Annotated in this window: 18 protein-coding genes and 1 tRNA gene; all 19 read left to right on the forward strand. The window is 62.5% G+C overall.

The window, feature by feature from the left end:
* Positions 1-11: 11 nt before the first annotated feature.
* The 19 genes from AB6732_RS15335 to AB6732_RS15425 all read left to right on the forward strand — a co-directional run bounded on the left by AB6732_RS15335 (position 12) and on the right by AB6732_RS15425 (position 12754).
* Complete coding sequence (locus tag AB6732_RS15335; RefSeq protein WP_370960763.1) at positions 12-539, forward strand: hypothetical protein; 528 nt, start codon at positions 12-14, stop codon at positions 537-539.
* On the forward strand, positions 532-993 hold the full coding sequence (locus AB6732_RS15340) for a single-stranded DNA-binding protein (protein WP_370960764.1): 462 nt from the start codon (positions 532-534) through the stop codon (positions 991-993). The genes AB6732_RS15335 and AB6732_RS15340 overlap by 8 nt, the downstream gene beginning before the upstream one ends.
* 93 nt (positions 994-1086) lie before the next feature.
* Positions 1087-1383 carry a glutaredoxin domain-containing protein gene (locus tag AB6732_RS15345; protein WP_370960765.1) on the forward strand — a complete coding sequence of 99 codons (297 nt, stop codon included), beginning with the start codon at positions 1087-1089 and terminating at the stop codon, positions 1381-1383.
* Entirely contained in the window at positions 1380-2135 is a 756-nt protein-coding gene (locus AB6732_RS15350) for a site-specific DNA-methyltransferase (RefSeq protein ID WP_370960766.1), read from the forward strand. The genes AB6732_RS15345 and AB6732_RS15350 overlap by 4 nt, the downstream gene beginning before the upstream one ends.
* A gap of 177 nt (positions 2136-2312) precedes the next feature.
* Complete coding sequence (locus tag AB6732_RS15355) at positions 2313-2690, forward strand: hypothetical protein (protein WP_370960767.1); 378 nt, start codon at positions 2313-2315, stop codon at positions 2688-2690.
* Positions 2687-3283, forward strand: a complete 597-nt coding sequence (locus tag AB6732_RS15360; protein WP_370960768.1) for a DNA cytosine methyltransferase — start codon at positions 2687-2689, stop codon at positions 3281-3283. Before AB6732_RS15355 ends, AB6732_RS15360 begins: the two co-directional genes overlap by 4 nt.
* A gap of 31 nt (positions 3284-3314) precedes the next feature.
* Positions 3315-4097: a hypothetical protein gene (locus AB6732_RS15365; RefSeq protein WP_370960769.1), complete on the forward strand. Its 783-nt coding sequence runs from the start codon at positions 3315-3317 to the stop codon at positions 4095-4097.
* Positions 4069-5025, forward strand: coding sequence for a hypothetical protein (locus AB6732_RS15370; RefSeq protein WP_370960770.1), 957 nt, complete (start codon positions 4069-4071; stop codon positions 5023-5025). The genes AB6732_RS15365 and AB6732_RS15370 overlap by 29 nt, the downstream gene beginning before the upstream one ends.
* On the forward strand, positions 4976-5401 hold the full coding sequence (locus tag AB6732_RS15375) for a hypothetical protein (protein WP_370960771.1): 426 nt from the start codon (positions 4976-4978) through the stop codon (positions 5399-5401). Before AB6732_RS15370 ends, AB6732_RS15375 begins: the two co-directional genes overlap by 50 nt.
* Before the next feature lie 182 nt (positions 5402-5583).
* Complete coding sequence (locus AB6732_RS15380; RefSeq protein WP_370960772.1) at positions 5584-5742, forward strand: hypothetical protein; 159 nt, start codon at positions 5584-5586, stop codon at positions 5740-5742.
* Positions 5743-5830: 88 nt separating this feature from the next.
* Complete coding sequence (locus tag AB6732_RS15385; protein WP_370960773.1) at positions 5831-6208, forward strand: hypothetical protein; 378 nt, start codon at positions 5831-5833, stop codon at positions 6206-6208.
* Positions 6205-6792 carry a hypothetical protein gene (locus tag AB6732_RS15390; protein WP_370960774.1) on the forward strand — a complete coding sequence of 196 codons (588 nt, stop codon included), beginning with the start codon at positions 6205-6207 and terminating at the stop codon, positions 6790-6792. Before AB6732_RS15385 ends, AB6732_RS15390 begins: the two co-directional genes overlap by 4 nt.
* Positions 6793-7223: 431 nt before the next feature.
* Positions 7224-7299, forward strand: a tRNA-Met gene (locus AB6732_RS15395).
* 315 nt (positions 7300-7614) lie between these two features.
* Entirely contained in the window at positions 7615-7917 is a 303-nt protein-coding gene (locus AB6732_RS15400; protein WP_370960775.1) for an HNH endonuclease, read from the forward strand.
* A gap of 141 nt (positions 7918-8058) precedes the next feature.
* Positions 8059-8388, forward strand: a complete 330-nt coding sequence (locus AB6732_RS15405; RefSeq protein WP_370960776.1) for a hypothetical protein — start codon at positions 8059-8061, stop codon at positions 8386-8388.
* Between the two features lie 19 nt (positions 8389-8407).
* A complete protein-coding gene (locus AB6732_RS15410) occupies positions 8408-9805 on the forward strand; it encodes a terminase large subunit domain-containing protein (RefSeq protein WP_370961028.1) in 1398 nt (465 codons plus the stop codon).
* Positions 9802-11241: a phage portal protein gene (locus AB6732_RS15415; RefSeq protein WP_370960777.1), complete on the forward strand. Its 1440-nt coding sequence runs from the start codon at positions 9802-9804 to the stop codon at positions 11239-11241. Before AB6732_RS15410 ends, AB6732_RS15415 begins: the two co-directional genes overlap by 4 nt.
* A 149-nt stretch (positions 11242-11390) precedes the next feature.
* Positions 11391-12158 (forward strand): hypothetical protein, encoded by a 768-nt coding sequence (locus AB6732_RS15420; RefSeq protein ID WP_370960778.1) that lies wholly within the window; start codon positions 11391-11393, stop codon positions 12156-12158.
* Between the two features lie 98 nt (positions 12159-12256).
* A complete protein-coding gene (locus AB6732_RS15425; protein ID WP_370960779.1) occupies positions 12257-12754 on the forward strand; it encodes a hypothetical protein in 498 nt (165 codons plus the stop codon).

Below are 12754 nucleotides of genomic sequence, written 5' to 3' on the forward strand. Positions count from 1 at the left end.
GGAACCACCAGGTGGACATCACTGAATCACTCGCCCCGAAAAGCGACCAACTCGACGCCGTCGAACTCGTCACACCACGCACCTTCACCATCGAGAAGGTCACCCCCAACAACGCCGAACAGCCCTGGAACTTTCACCTCGCCGGATTCCCCCGCCCGTGGCGGCCCGCCAAGAGCATGCTTCGCGTGATCGCCAAAGCATGGGGCACCGACGCCACCAAGTACGCAGGCCGCTCCGTGACACTGTTCTGCGACCCCACAGTCCAGTTCGGCGGCCAAGCAGTCGGAGGGGTGCGCATCAGCCACATGTCCCACATCGACGGGCCCCTGAAGATGCCCCTCCTGATCAAGCGCGGCAAGTCAGCGATCTACGTCGTCGAACCCCTCACCGCCGCACCCACACCCCGGAACTGGCGGGCCGAAGCCGACAAGATCGCAGGCAACGAACCCAAGCTCAAAGCCCTCTGGACCGAAGCACAGAAGAACGGTGCCAGCCCCGACGACCTGAACTACATCAAGGAGGCCGCAACCAATGGCTGAGATTACCTTCATTGGCCACATCGGCAAGGACTCAAAGATCCAGTTCGACCAGAATGGATCACCTCGCCTGTCGTTCAGCGTCTGCGACACGAAATCCAAGCGTCTGCAAGACGGAAGCTGGGAGAAGCTGAGGGAGCAGTGGTTCAACTGCACCCTCTGGGGCACTGATGCAGAGTACTTCGCGGACAGGCTACTCAGCGGCGACAAGGTCAAAGTTCACGGCGAGTTTTACACCCGCGACTATGACAGAGGCAATGGCCCCGAAAAGTCCATGGATGTGACTGTCACCGGCGTCTCGATCATCAAGAAGAACGAGAAGAACAAGCAGCGCCAACAGGGCGGCAACCAGCCTTTCGACGCTGTCCAGCACAACCGGCAGTCGACACCAACGCAACCCGTGTGGGAGCAGCCACCAACCGAACCCCAAGGCTGGGACGCCGCACCTCCCTTCTGAGCCAGTCACCTACTGACTGGCTTTTTTCATGCCCAAAAGCGGGTGCTGTACCCCAACCGGCACAGCACCCGCCCAAACTCACAGGACTCACACATGCCCAACCACGCCGAAACCACCATGACCGAACAGGGTGTCGCAGTCGTGCTCTATTCAAAGCCCCGCTGTGTCCAGTGCGACGCGACGAAGCGCGCCCTCAACAAGGCCGGGATTGTCTATACCACCGTCGACGTCAGCACCGACACCACCGCACTCGAGTTCGTCATCGCACTCGGCCACCAGCAAGCACCCGTCGTTTTCGTAGCCCTCCCTGATGGCGAATCCGTCCACTGGTCCGGCTACATCCCCGACCTCATCAAGCAGCACATCACCGAACGCGAGGACGCCGCATGAGCCTCTACTACGAAGACGACCACGTGCGCCTCTACCACGGGAAATGCGAAGACATCCTCCCAAAGCTCGAGACTGTCGCACATGTCATCACTGACCCGCCTTACAGCGAACACACTCACAGGAACATCAGGTCGGCAAAGATGCTCGCCAACGACCGTGGCGGAAAGTACGGAGCCGACACGAGGCGAAACGTTGACCTAGGGTTCGACCACCTCACACCGGAACTACGGATGTTCTGCGCAACCGAGTTCACCCGCCTCGCGTCGCGATGGGTACTCGTGTTCTCCGACGTCGAATCTGACCACCTGTGGCGAAACGACCTAGAGGCGAGCGGACTCGACTACGTCCGCACGGGAGCGTGGATCAAGATCGGTTCGACCCCACAGTTCTCAGGAGACCGGCCAGCAACAGGGTTCGAAGCAATCACCATCGCCCACCCAAAAGGGAAGAAGCGCTGGAACGGCGGCGGCAAACATGCCGTCTGGACACACCCAATTGTCCTGGACAGAGGCAAATCCGGGGCACGACTGCACACGACCCAGAAACCCCACGAACTCATGCAGGAGCTCGTCCATCTGTTCACGGACCATGGCGACGTCGTGCTGGACCCATTCGCCGGTTCCGGGACCACTCTCTACGCATCCAAGGCGCTAGGACGAAAGGCAATAGGCATAGAGCGAGAAGAGAAGTACTGCGAGGTAGCCGCCCGTCGCCTCTCGCAGGAAGTCCTCGACCTCGGAGGTATCGCATGACCGATCGTTGTTGCCACCTCTGCCGCTCCCACACCGGCATCTGCCTCACACGCTTCCAATGCGACCACCACAAAGAATACGAAGCCCAAGACGCCGCCAACCACCGCGCAACCCGCGACCACCCAGACCCCGTCGGCGACCTCGCAGCAGCCAACGTCGACCGCGAAAGGAGGAACCATGTACCAGCACCGCGCAAACAAACCCCCCGCAACACCCGCACATGACGGCATGGACCCACGCGCCCGACTCGCGCAGGCCGTCCAAACCATCCACCGACTCAAACGCGCACACGCCGTAGAAAACGCCCAACACGACGCCGAGGTAAGAGCACTGCGGCACCACCTCCGCCTCGCCCTAGAACGCGAAGCACTGGCCGAACAAGCCACACAAGAAGCCACAACACGGGCCACCGCACTCGCAGCACGCATCCAAGAACTCACCACCAAACCACTCATCCCCATCGACTTCACCGACTGCATCTACGGCGGCCCGCAAGGACTCGCTATCGCCACACGCGAAGCCTGGGAACACGAACAGCGACGGAAGGCGTCATGACCCTCACCTACGCCGAGCTGTGCGCCGGGTATGGGGGTCTGGGCCGGGCGATTGAGCAGTTCTTCGGGGCCGAGTTGGCTTGGTACTCGGAGTTCGATCCGGCTCCGTCGAAGATCATGGCCGCTCACTGGCCCGACGCCCCGAACCTCGGGGACATGACCCTGATCGACTGGGCCACCGTCCCCCGTGTGGACATCCTGTACGGCGGGACGCCCTGCCAGGACCTATCCCACGCCGGCCGCCGTCGTGGCATGACCGAAGGCACCCGCTCGAATCTGTGGGTCGCCATGCGCGAAGCAATAGCAACCATCCAACCCCAGCACGTCATCTGGGAAAACGTCAGAGGAGCGTACAGTGCCACAGCCGATAGCGGCCTGGAACACTGCCCGGGATGCATGGGAAGTGACGGGAGCGGAAGCGACACCGTCCCTCCTCTGCGGGCACTTGCCCGTGTACTCGGAGACCTTTCCGACCTCGGGTACGATGCGCGATGGGAAGGTCTACGCGCCTCAGACGTGGGCGCCCCACACCACCGCTTCCGCGTCTTCATCCACGCCACACGACGACTACCTGCCCACACCAGCAGCACGTGACTTCAAAGCCCCCGGCACTCCGGACGGCTACATGCGCCGTTCAGGCGATCGGGCGCAACCCCTCTCCGAAATCACCAATCTGCTCCCCACTCCGCGCACCAGCGACACCAACGGGCCAGGGATCCACGGAGACGGCGGGCTGGACCTCCGAACCGCGGTCACGCTCCTGCCGACGCCCCGCGCTACGCGAGGCGGGTCCTCGACGGAGACGATGTACCTTCTCGGCGCTGAGGTAGACCACAGTGATCGGGCGCAGGGGGAGGTTCTCCTCCCTACTCCGGTCGCGCAGCCGTCGGGGAACAGCCCCGAGGAGCATCTGCGGAAGAAGCCAGGGCGGGAGCGGGTGACGGATCTCGCGATCCTGGTGGAGAACGACATGCTCACCACGGGCGGTCGGCTCCTTCCGACCCCGAAGGCCTCCGACGGCGATTTCGTCACGCCGTCCACGAGTGGGCGCCCGGCGAGCAAAGCGACTCATCTCGGCACGCGAGTGATCAAGGGTATTGAGGCGCCTGGCTGGGGCCCGTATGAGCCTGCGATCCGTCGCTGGGAGAGCGTCATGTGCACACTATCGCCGCCGCCCACCGTCCCGAACAGTCGCGGGAAGGAACGCCTCAACCCCGCCTTCACCGAGTGGATGATGGGCCAGCCCGCCGGCTGGATCACCGAAGTGGACATCAGTGCCAACGAGCAGATCAAAGCCGCCGGCAACGGGGCCGTCACCCAACAAGCCCTCGAAGCCCTCCGACGCATGGCCGCGAGACGAGAACAGGAAGGAGGATGCAATGCCGAAGATGCGTGGCATCAAGCCTGATTTCTGGACTGATGGCGAGATCGTTGAGTTGAGCCCTCTCGCGCGTCTCCTGTTCATCGGGTTGTGGAATTACGCCTGCGATAACGGCCATGTGCAGGACCGTCCGAGACAGATCAAAATGCGCATCCTTCCTGCCGACAATACGGATGTTGACGCGCTGCTGGACGAACTCGCGGTACAGAAGTTGGTTACTCGTGATGGCGAGTGGGTGACCGTCAAGAACCTCGCCAAGCATCAGAAGCTTGATATGCGCTGGTTTGTCATTTGTGATGCGCCTGGATGCGAGCTTCCGGAGGAAGCGAAAGCGAAGCGTGAGAAGTGGAATCGGGGACGAAAACTGAGGCACTCCGAGGCCGAGGATCTTCACGATTCGGATGAGAACCTCGCTGATTCTCACGATGTCTCACGAGACCACGGCGAGACCACGGCGAGGTCTCGCGCTGAAGGTGAAGGTGAAGGTGAAGGTGAAGGTGAAGGTGAAGGTGAATACCTTTGGTCACCTTCCGTAGCACCGCGCCCCAACACCGAGACCACCAAACCGTCGCGGCAAGCCGCTCCGGGCAAGCCCAAAACATCAAGCGGACATCGACTCCCCGACGGTTGGATCCCCTCCCAAGCCGTCCGCGACAAAATGACCGCCGAATGCCCCCACGTAGACCAACGACGCGAATTCTCAGTCTTCCAGGACTACTGGCGATCCCAACCAGGAGCCAAAGGCCGCAAAACCGACTGGGACGCCACCTACCGCAACTGGATCCGCCGAGCAGCCGAAAAAGCCCCTGCCAGCCATCCAGCAGCCACCCGTGTAGCAACCGGCACCCAACGAGCCATCGACGGGCTCAACATCGCACGCATGTACGACGAACAGGACAACAACTATGAACAAGGGCGACACGGCCCGGCTGCTCTCGAAAGCAGCCCTCGTTGACAACCGCATCATCAGCCCAGAAATCGTCGAAGCCTGGCACGAAATCATCGGCCACCTCGACTACCACCTCGCCATGGAAGCCCTACGCATCCACCGCACCACCTCCGACGCCTACCTCCAACCAGCCCACATCATCGCCAACACCCGCAGGGCCCGCGAACACCTCGAACTAGCCGACCGGAAGCAACGCGCAATCGAACCGGCCAAACGACTCAACCCGGACGACTACCGCATCCCGGCGCGCATCAGGTCGTCACTGGCCAAACTCTGGGAACGCTCCGACGACACCAAGCCGAAACCAGTAGCGAAACACGAACAAGAACGCCGCCGACAGCTCGGCGCAATCCGCGAACGCATCCAGAACACGCCTGATTAACCCAGAACCGCCCCCACAACCGTCTCAAACCCACAAGCCGCACCCAGACAAGGGCGCGGCAATTTTCACGCCCACAGGAGGCAGCCAGTCATGAAGCACCCCGACACGGGAATCCTCACCGCAATCGCCGTAGGACTCGCCATCGGCATCCTCATCATCCTCGCCCGCATGTGGGGCGTCCGATGACCATCTTGCAAGCCATCTCAATCCTGTTCTCACTCACCGCCATCGCCCTCGTCGCATGGCAATGGCGGGTCACGAAGAAGACCGACCAAGCACTCAAAGACGCCCGCCGACGCCTCGACGAAGCGCAAGAGCGAAACCGGAGGACCACCCGATGAGAAAGATCGATCCAGAGATCGCGGGACTTGTCATTCTCGCCATTGCCCTTAACGCAGCTCTCGTGATCCTCACACTCTTGGAGCCCCGATGACCCGCGTCCTCATCTTCACCATCGAAGCCCCCTGCGACTGGATCAACAGCAACCACCGCCTCCACCCACTCGCCAAAGCCCGCCTCACCAAAACATGGCGCAACGCAGCCATGACCGAATGCCAACGAGTCGCACCCGGCCTCCAACTCCAAACCCCCGTCCACATCGAAGCCCGAATCCACAAAACCCGCTCAGGACGCTGGGACCCCAACAACCTCGCCCCAACCACCAAAGCCATCGTCGACGGCCTCGTAGACGCCGGACTCATCCCCGACGACTCCTGGCGCGAACTCGAAGGCCCAGACCACCGACGAGGACACCCCGGCCCCAACGCCATCACCCTCACCATCACCCACCACGGAGCCAACGAATGACATCGCTAGCCTCGAACATCCACCAGCTCATCCGGCCCCACGTCATCGAAGACGGCCTCGGCGGCTACACCCCCAACGAGCCACTCCTCGTCCAACTCCAAGACGCCCTCAAACCGAACAACGGAGGCGGGGCAACATCAGCAGGCGGAGCAAAACTCCCCGTCAACGCCACAGCCCTCGCACTCCAACAGGACATCGCCCGAGAAGCCACCCAAGCCAACGTCACCATGACCGGCTACCTGATCAACAACACCGACCAGATCCTCCACGCCTGGGACACGGCCGACCTCACCCTCGAATGGAGCACCTATCTCGCCACCCTCACCACCACATGGGTCAACAAGATCCAGAAACTCATCTCCCCCGCCAAGCCCTACCACCCATCACGCCCATGCCCAGCCTGCGGACAACGGTTCTACGGCGAAGAACGCAACCCATGCCTCTCCGTCCACTGGATCGGCACCGACGGCCAAGTCACCCACCCCGAAGACTGGACCATGGAATGCGAATCATGCGGAGCCGAATGGACAGGCGACAGCCTGGGGGCCATCGCAACAGCGATGAAGTCACGGGAAGGCCTCTGAACACGAAACGCCACGAGATCACTTTTAATCACACGAGATCTCTGGTACCGTAAATCACACGAGGGACACGTGTAAGCACTAGCCATTTGGCTGGTGCTTTTTTCATGCCCTCCTTCCGGATGGTGACGGGAGCCCGCCCAGCAATGGGCGGGCACACACCATCCAAGGACAGATCGCGGAGAACGGAACCACACGCCCCCACCGAGGTTCCCAGCCTGGTTCGACTCCAGGCTGTCCACTGGCAAGTCCTCCCAGGGAAGACGCGCCAACGTCGCGGTGGCCTAACCGGTAAAGGCGCTGCTATCTCTGACCCACTAGACCCACACGGGGATATGGCAGCTCTGGCAGAGACGCGGGATCATACCCCGCCCGCGACCCGCGTTGCCCCATCACGGGGAGATGCACTGCCTCAGCCCGTGGGCTGAGTGCACGGCCTTGTAGCTCAGTCGGTAGAGCACTCCGCCCATAACGGAGAGGTCTCTGGTTCGAGTCCAGACATTGCCACCACACAGAACCCCAGCGCCGTGGCTGGGTGAGACCACGGCAACGCCGGGTCCCCGGCCCACCCGGGAACGAGCCGGGGACCTGGCACCACCCACCCCCCTATCAGGCGGGGGGTGGCACGGCACACTAAGACGCGAGGTGGCGCAATGAGCTACTGCGACAGATGCCGGGTAGCCCGCGCACTCGCCACCCTCATCACCCCAACAGGCCCACTCCACTTCTGCCTCCACTGCATGCGAACCCACACCGACGGACTCACCATGCAAGACGGCTGGTACAAGAGCTACGACACCACAGCCATCAAGGAACTCCGCTGACATGGTCACCAGCCGCACCGGCACAGGCCAATGGAAACGCGTCGTACGAGAACGCAGACGCATCGACCAACAACGCGGCCTCACCCACTGCCCCCGCTGCCGGGTCCGCCTCAACTGGGACGAGGGCCGACTCCCCAACAGCGCCGAGACCGACCACATCATCCCCCATGCCCTGGGCGGACCAGACACCCTCTCCAACTCGCAGACGCTCTGCCGCCTCTGCAACCAGCAGCTCGGGAACAAACGCCGAAAAGGCCGCCCGAGGCCAGCCATCGCCAACCCAGTCACCACAGTTGACTGGTGACCCAGGGGGCACCCGGTCCCCCACCCCGTCCAAGTCGCTTTTCGCGCATAGCGATCCCTCCCCGTTTTCTTTTCCACATAGAGGGGAATGCGGCTTTTCCGCATTGCGGAATTAGTTGATTTTCCAGAAGAGGTGATTCGTTTGACGTCGAAGAAGACACTCCGAGTCGCTGGGCCTGAAGATGAGGCCGTTGAGGCTGCGAGAAGCGCTGAGCCGATGTCAGTTTTTGAAGCCTCAAAGCTATCACCACTCTATCTGCGAAGGGCCTTACGAGACAAGATCTCAATGGACATTGACAACGGCGTTCCGCCTCGGGACCTTGCAGCGCTGTCGAAGAGGTTGGTGGATCTCGCTAAGGAGATCGAGGCTCTTGAGGCGAAGGAAGCCCAGGAGGACGAGGAAGAGCATTCCCGGGCGCAGGCAGGAGTGAACGCTGGTGGCAACAAGTGGGAAGGAACGGCTGCTATCTGAGGTAGCCCGCCACTTGCTGATGCCGGAGGGCATCGTCACTCATCGGTGGCCGGAGATCGCGCCGGAGCTGGACCGGATGGGTATCGACATGGATACCTGGCAGGTCGGTTTGAGTAAGGCGATCACCGCTCAGCGTGACGATGGCCTGTATGCCTGTGGCATCGGTGGAGCGATCATCTCCATCCCCCGGCAGGTCGGCAAGACCTTCACCATCGGTGCCCTGATCTTCGCTCTCTGCCAGAGAGACCCCGGGACTCTTGTTCTCTGGACGGCTCACCGGACCAGGACTCACAACGAGACGTTCAAGGCCATGGAGTCCATGGCGAAGCGGAAGAGGATCGCCCCGTTCATCAAGGCGATCCGTAAGACTAACGGTGAGCAGGAGATCGAGTTCACCAACGGGTCGCGGATCCTGTTCGGTGCCCGTGAGGCGGGCTTCGGTCGCGGCTTCGCCGAGGTGGACATCATCGTCTTGGATGAGGCGCAGATCCTCACTGAGAAGGCGATGGAAGACATGGTGCCGGCGACGAACGCCGCCGCGAATGGTCTGGTTATCCTGATCGGGACTCCGCCGCGTCCGATCGATCCGGGCGAGGTGTTCAGTGGCCGACGTGCGGCCAAGCTGCATGACGACGATCCTGACACCCTTTACGTCGAGTTCTCCGCTGACCGGCACGCCAATCCGGGTGACGAATCCCAGTGGGCGAAAGCCAACCCGTCGTTCCCTCACCGTGTGAAGCGTGCCGCGATCCTGCGGATGCGGAAGCTCCTGGGGAACGTCGAATCGTTCCTTCGCGAGGGCCTTGGCATCTGGGATGAGCGGAAGACCGTCAAGACAGCCTTCTCCCCTGGTCTGTGGGGCAAACGCAAGGGCGTCAAGCCTGAGGGTGGCCGGAAGGTGTTCGGGGTGAAGTTCTCCCCGGACGGCGCGACGGTGGCCCTCTCTGGCGCTCTTCGTCCGGACGATCCGGACGCGCCGATCTTCGTTGAGGGCATCAAGTCGATGTCGGCGTCCCAGTCCACGGCCTGGCTGGTGGACTTCCTGGTCGAGCGGAAGGACGAGGCCGCGCAGATCGTCATTGACGGTCGCTCTGGTGTCGGGTTCCTCGTGAACGCGCTTCGCCAGGAGAAGGTGCCGGCCAAGGCCATCCTGACCCCGAACACCGAGGAAGCCATCGCCGCGCACAGCATGTTCGAACGGGCCGTGATCGAAGGCGGTCTCGAGCACTCGGGGGAATCCGAGCTGACCACCCAGGCTGAGGCGGCCATCAAGCGCAAGATCGGCAACGCTGGCGGCTTCGGCTGGGACTCCCCCGCTGACGGGACCAGCGTCGCCCTGCTAGACGCCGCAACCTTGGCGTACTGGGGCGCAAAGACAACGAAACGACGGCCAGGCCGAAAAGGAGGATTCCTATGACATGGGGCTACAAGGATCTCTCCAATCTGACAGTCGAAGGGCTCACCGACGATGAACTGAGGACCACCCGGAAGCTCTTCGCTACGTGGGCCGCTCGCCTGCCCAAGACGCTCCGCCGTTCCCAGTACGCCGATGCGGAGAACCCGTTCAAGGACCTCGGCATCGCCCTGCCTCCGCAGCTCCGCAACGCCAAGTTCTACCTCTCCTGGGCGGCGATGGCGGTTCGTCGACCGTCACTGCGAGTGCAGTTTGATGGCCTACATCTTCCTGGTTCGGATGACCCGTTCGAGCTTGGCGAGGTGTTCAAGGCCAACAACTTTGGGCTCGAGTTCCAGCAGGCCGTAACCGGGGCGAACAAGCACTCAGTGTCTTTCGTGACGGTCGCTAAGGGAGACAAAGGAGAGGCCCCGGCGCAGATCATCGGACACTCTGCCGAAACCTCTGCTGGCATCTGGAACCGCCGCAAGCGCCGCTTGGAAGCCCTACTGACTATCACGGACGTTGACCAACGCAGCAACCCAACCGAGTTCATCGTCTGGCTGGATGACTTCGTCATCACCTGCACCCTTGATGGTGCAAAGTGGACTGCCCAGAAGGACGAAAACCCCATTGGCCGCGTCCTCGGCGTGCCTGTACGGAACGACCCTCAGGGTAATGCGCCGTTTGGTCGCTCACGGCTTACGAATTCCGTAATGGCCTTGAACGACATGGCTGTCCGCGCGTTCGTTCGCATGGAAGGCAATGCCGAGTTCTATTCGACTCCGCAGCTCGCGATCTTGGGCATTGCGGAGGATGCCTTCAGCGGGTCTGTGGAAGAGGCCAAGTTCAAGCTTGCGATGTCTCGCCTCCTCGCGCTCACTAAGGACGAGGACGGCGACATTCCGCAGCTCAAGCAGTTGCAGCAGGCGACGATGACCCCTCACAGCGACATGCTTCGAACGGTAGCGATGGCGTTCAGTGGTGAGACTGGCTTGTCGCCATCTTCTCTCGGTGTGCTGCATGATCAGCCGTCCAGTGCCGAGGCGATCCGTGCTGCTGAGCATGAGCTTCTGATCGACATCATGTGGCAGAACCAATACGTTCTTGCCCCTGCCGTGGAAGAGATCGCCGGGTTGGCGTACATGGTCAAGGAGAACGAGACGAGCCTCCCGGACGAGTTCTGGAAGCTCTCGGCACGGTTCCGCAATCCGGAGTTCCGCTCTATGTCGGCTGAGGCTGACGCGCTCACGAAACTCGCCCCTGTACTTCCTCAGCTCATCCAGTACCCGACGCTCGCTGGCCGGGTCTTTACCGATGACGAGGTTGACAGCCTGCGGAACGAGGCGAAACAGGGCATGGTCGCGGACTTCATCAACCGCGTGGCCGGCCAGACCGCCGTGACTCCTGAGGTGGCCGCTGAGGTCGCCAAGGGTGCCGACAACCAGGCAACCGCGTAACCAGATCAGGGAGGTCTCCTGTGATTCCTCTCGCCATGGTCAACAGCTATTCCATGCTTCTTGGCGAGCTTTCGACCAGAGCGCTTGTCGATCTACAGCGCACTATCGGTCCGGTCCGGGATGCCTCGCCTGAGGTGAAGCGGCGGACCATGCGGGAGCTGTTGCCGGTGTTGGGTGACCAGTACGCGGGGATGACCTCGCTGATCTCGGCGCAGTTCTTCACGGAGCTGCAACAGGTCCTCGAGATCCGGAACCCTGTGGACGCTCAGAGCCTCGCTGGCCCTGGCGCTGACCGGTGGGACTCCCTGGCCGGTTGGGCGAGCCGCCCGGCAGCACTCGAGCAGGGCGGGAACGCGCTGATGTTCTCGCTCCTGTCCGGTGGGTTGACGCGGGTCCTGACCGAGATGGCCGCTGACACCATGATCGGCAACGCCGAGGCGCAGGGCGGCATGGGCTACCAGCGCGTCCCTAAGCCGGGCTGTTGCGCGTTCTGCGGGATGCTCGCCTCCCGTGGTGCCGCCTACACGTCCAAGGAGTCAGCCGGGACGGTGGTGGGCCGTGGGGTGCCCTTGGAGAAGACCAAGGGCCGTCGTGGCGGGCAGGGCAGGGGCATCAACCCCCGCGGATCCCGACGCTTGGGTGAGTCCTTCCACGACCACTGCCGGTGCGCCGTCGTCGCGGTCACCCCTCAGAACGCGGTGCAGATGCAATCCGACGCGGACCGCTACCTGGACACCTACCGCAAGGGCTACGAGCAGGCCCAGGACGGCAAGATCTGGGTCCCTGCCGAACGCACCAAGGACGGCTCACGCTCCGGCACCGGCCACTGGGAAACCCCCACGGGTGAGAAGTCCTCGGCCAAGGACCGGACCAGCCAGGTCCTTCAATACATGCGCGCCGAACTCGGCGTGAAGTGACTTCCACGGTTCTCCCGTGAAGCGGTACGCGCCCGTCTGCGCGGTGATCACCCTCTATGCCCGTACGGGGCCTAAACGGAAGAAAGTGAGGTGCCGCCTTGGGCGACACGACCAACACCGCACCAGCGGGAGAAACCACCGAGACCCAGATGCAGCCGGAAGGCAAGCAGTTTGAGCCGATCACCTCTCAGGAGGACCTTGACCGGGTCCTGGGGCAGCGCCTGGCTCGGGAAAAGGCGCGTTACGCGGACTACGACGCGCTGAAGGCTAAGGCCGAACAGCTCACGCAGCTCGAGAACGCGAACAAGACCGAACTGCAGAAGGCCACCGAGCGAGCCGAACAGCTCGCCAAAGAGAACGCCCGCCTTGAGGCAACCGCACTGCGCGCCTCTGTGGCAGCCGCTAAGGGCGTCCCGGAGAACCTTCTGAGCGGTGGGACCCGGGAAGAGATCGAAGCCGCCGCTGACGCGCTTCTGGCCTTCCGTGGGACCAAACAGACCGCACCCGTCGTCCCCGCCCAGGGGAAGACCCCATCCAAGATCACCGACGACCCGCGCAAGGAATGGCTGCGCGGCGTCCTCGGAACCAATTCCTAA

Source organism: Arthrobacter sp. RCC_34 (assembly GCF_041360795.1).
In the GTDB taxonomy this organism is placed as follows: Bacteria; Actinomycetota; Actinomycetes; order Actinomycetales; family Micrococcaceae; genus Arthrobacter_E.

What these genes read in the sequence shown, in the direction of transcription:
- AB6732_RS15380 (WP_370960772.1), top strand. Translation starts at nt 5,584, where the DNA reads ATGACCATCTTGCAAGCCATCTCAATCCTGTTCTCACTCACCGCCATC.
- AB6732_RS15415 (WP_370960777.1), top strand. Translation starts at nt 9,802, where the DNA reads ATGACATGGGGCTACAAGGATCTCTCCAATCTGACAGTCGAAGGGCTC.
- AB6732_RS15360 (WP_370960768.1), top strand. Translation starts at nt 2,687, where the DNA reads ATGACCCTCACCTACGCCGAGCTGTGCGCCGGGTATGGGGGTCTGGGC.
- AB6732_RS15365 (WP_370960769.1), top strand. Translation starts at nt 3,315, where the DNA reads ATGCGCCGTTCAGGCGATCGGGCGCAACCCCTCTCCGAAATCACCAAT.
- AB6732_RS15370 (WP_370960770.1), top strand. Translation starts at nt 4,069, where the DNA reads ATGCCGAAGATGCGTGGCATCAAGCCTGATTTCTGGACTGATGGCGAG.
- AB6732_RS15410 (WP_370961028.1), top strand. Translation starts at nt 8,408, where the DNA reads ATGCCGGAGGGCATCGTCACTCATCGGTGGCCGGAGATCGCGCCGGAG.
- AB6732_RS15375 (WP_370960771.1), top strand. Translation starts at nt 4,976, where the DNA reads ATGAACAAGGGCGACACGGCCCGGCTGCTCTCGAAAGCAGCCCTCGTT.
- AB6732_RS15355 (WP_370960767.1), top strand. Translation starts at nt 2,313, where the DNA reads ATGTACCAGCACCGCGCAAACAAACCCCCCGCAACACCCGCACATGAC.
- AB6732_RS15385 (WP_370960773.1), top strand. Translation starts at nt 5,831, where the DNA reads ATGACCCGCGTCCTCATCTTCACCATCGAAGCCCCCTGCGACTGGATC.
- AB6732_RS15400 (WP_370960775.1), top strand. Translation starts at nt 7,615, where the DNA reads ATGGTCACCAGCCGCACCGGCACAGGCCAATGGAAACGCGTCGTACGA.
- AB6732_RS15350 (WP_370960766.1), top strand. Translation starts at nt 1,380, where the DNA reads ATGAGCCTCTACTACGAAGACGACCACGTGCGCCTCTACCACGGGAAA.
- AB6732_RS15390 (WP_370960774.1), top strand. Translation starts at nt 6,205, where the DNA reads ATGACATCGCTAGCCTCGAACATCCACCAGCTCATCCGGCCCCACGTC.
- AB6732_RS15340 (WP_370960764.1), top strand. Translation starts at nt 532, where the DNA reads ATGGCTGAGATTACCTTCATTGGCCACATCGGCAAGGACTCAAAGATC.
- AB6732_RS15420 (WP_370960778.1), top strand. Translation starts at nt 11,391, where the DNA reads ATGCGGGAGCTGTTGCCGGTGTTGGGTGACCAGTACGCGGGGATGACC.
- AB6732_RS15345 (WP_370960765.1), top strand. Translation starts at nt 1,087, where the DNA reads ATGCCCAACCACGCCGAAACCACCATGACCGAACAGGGTGTCGCAGTC.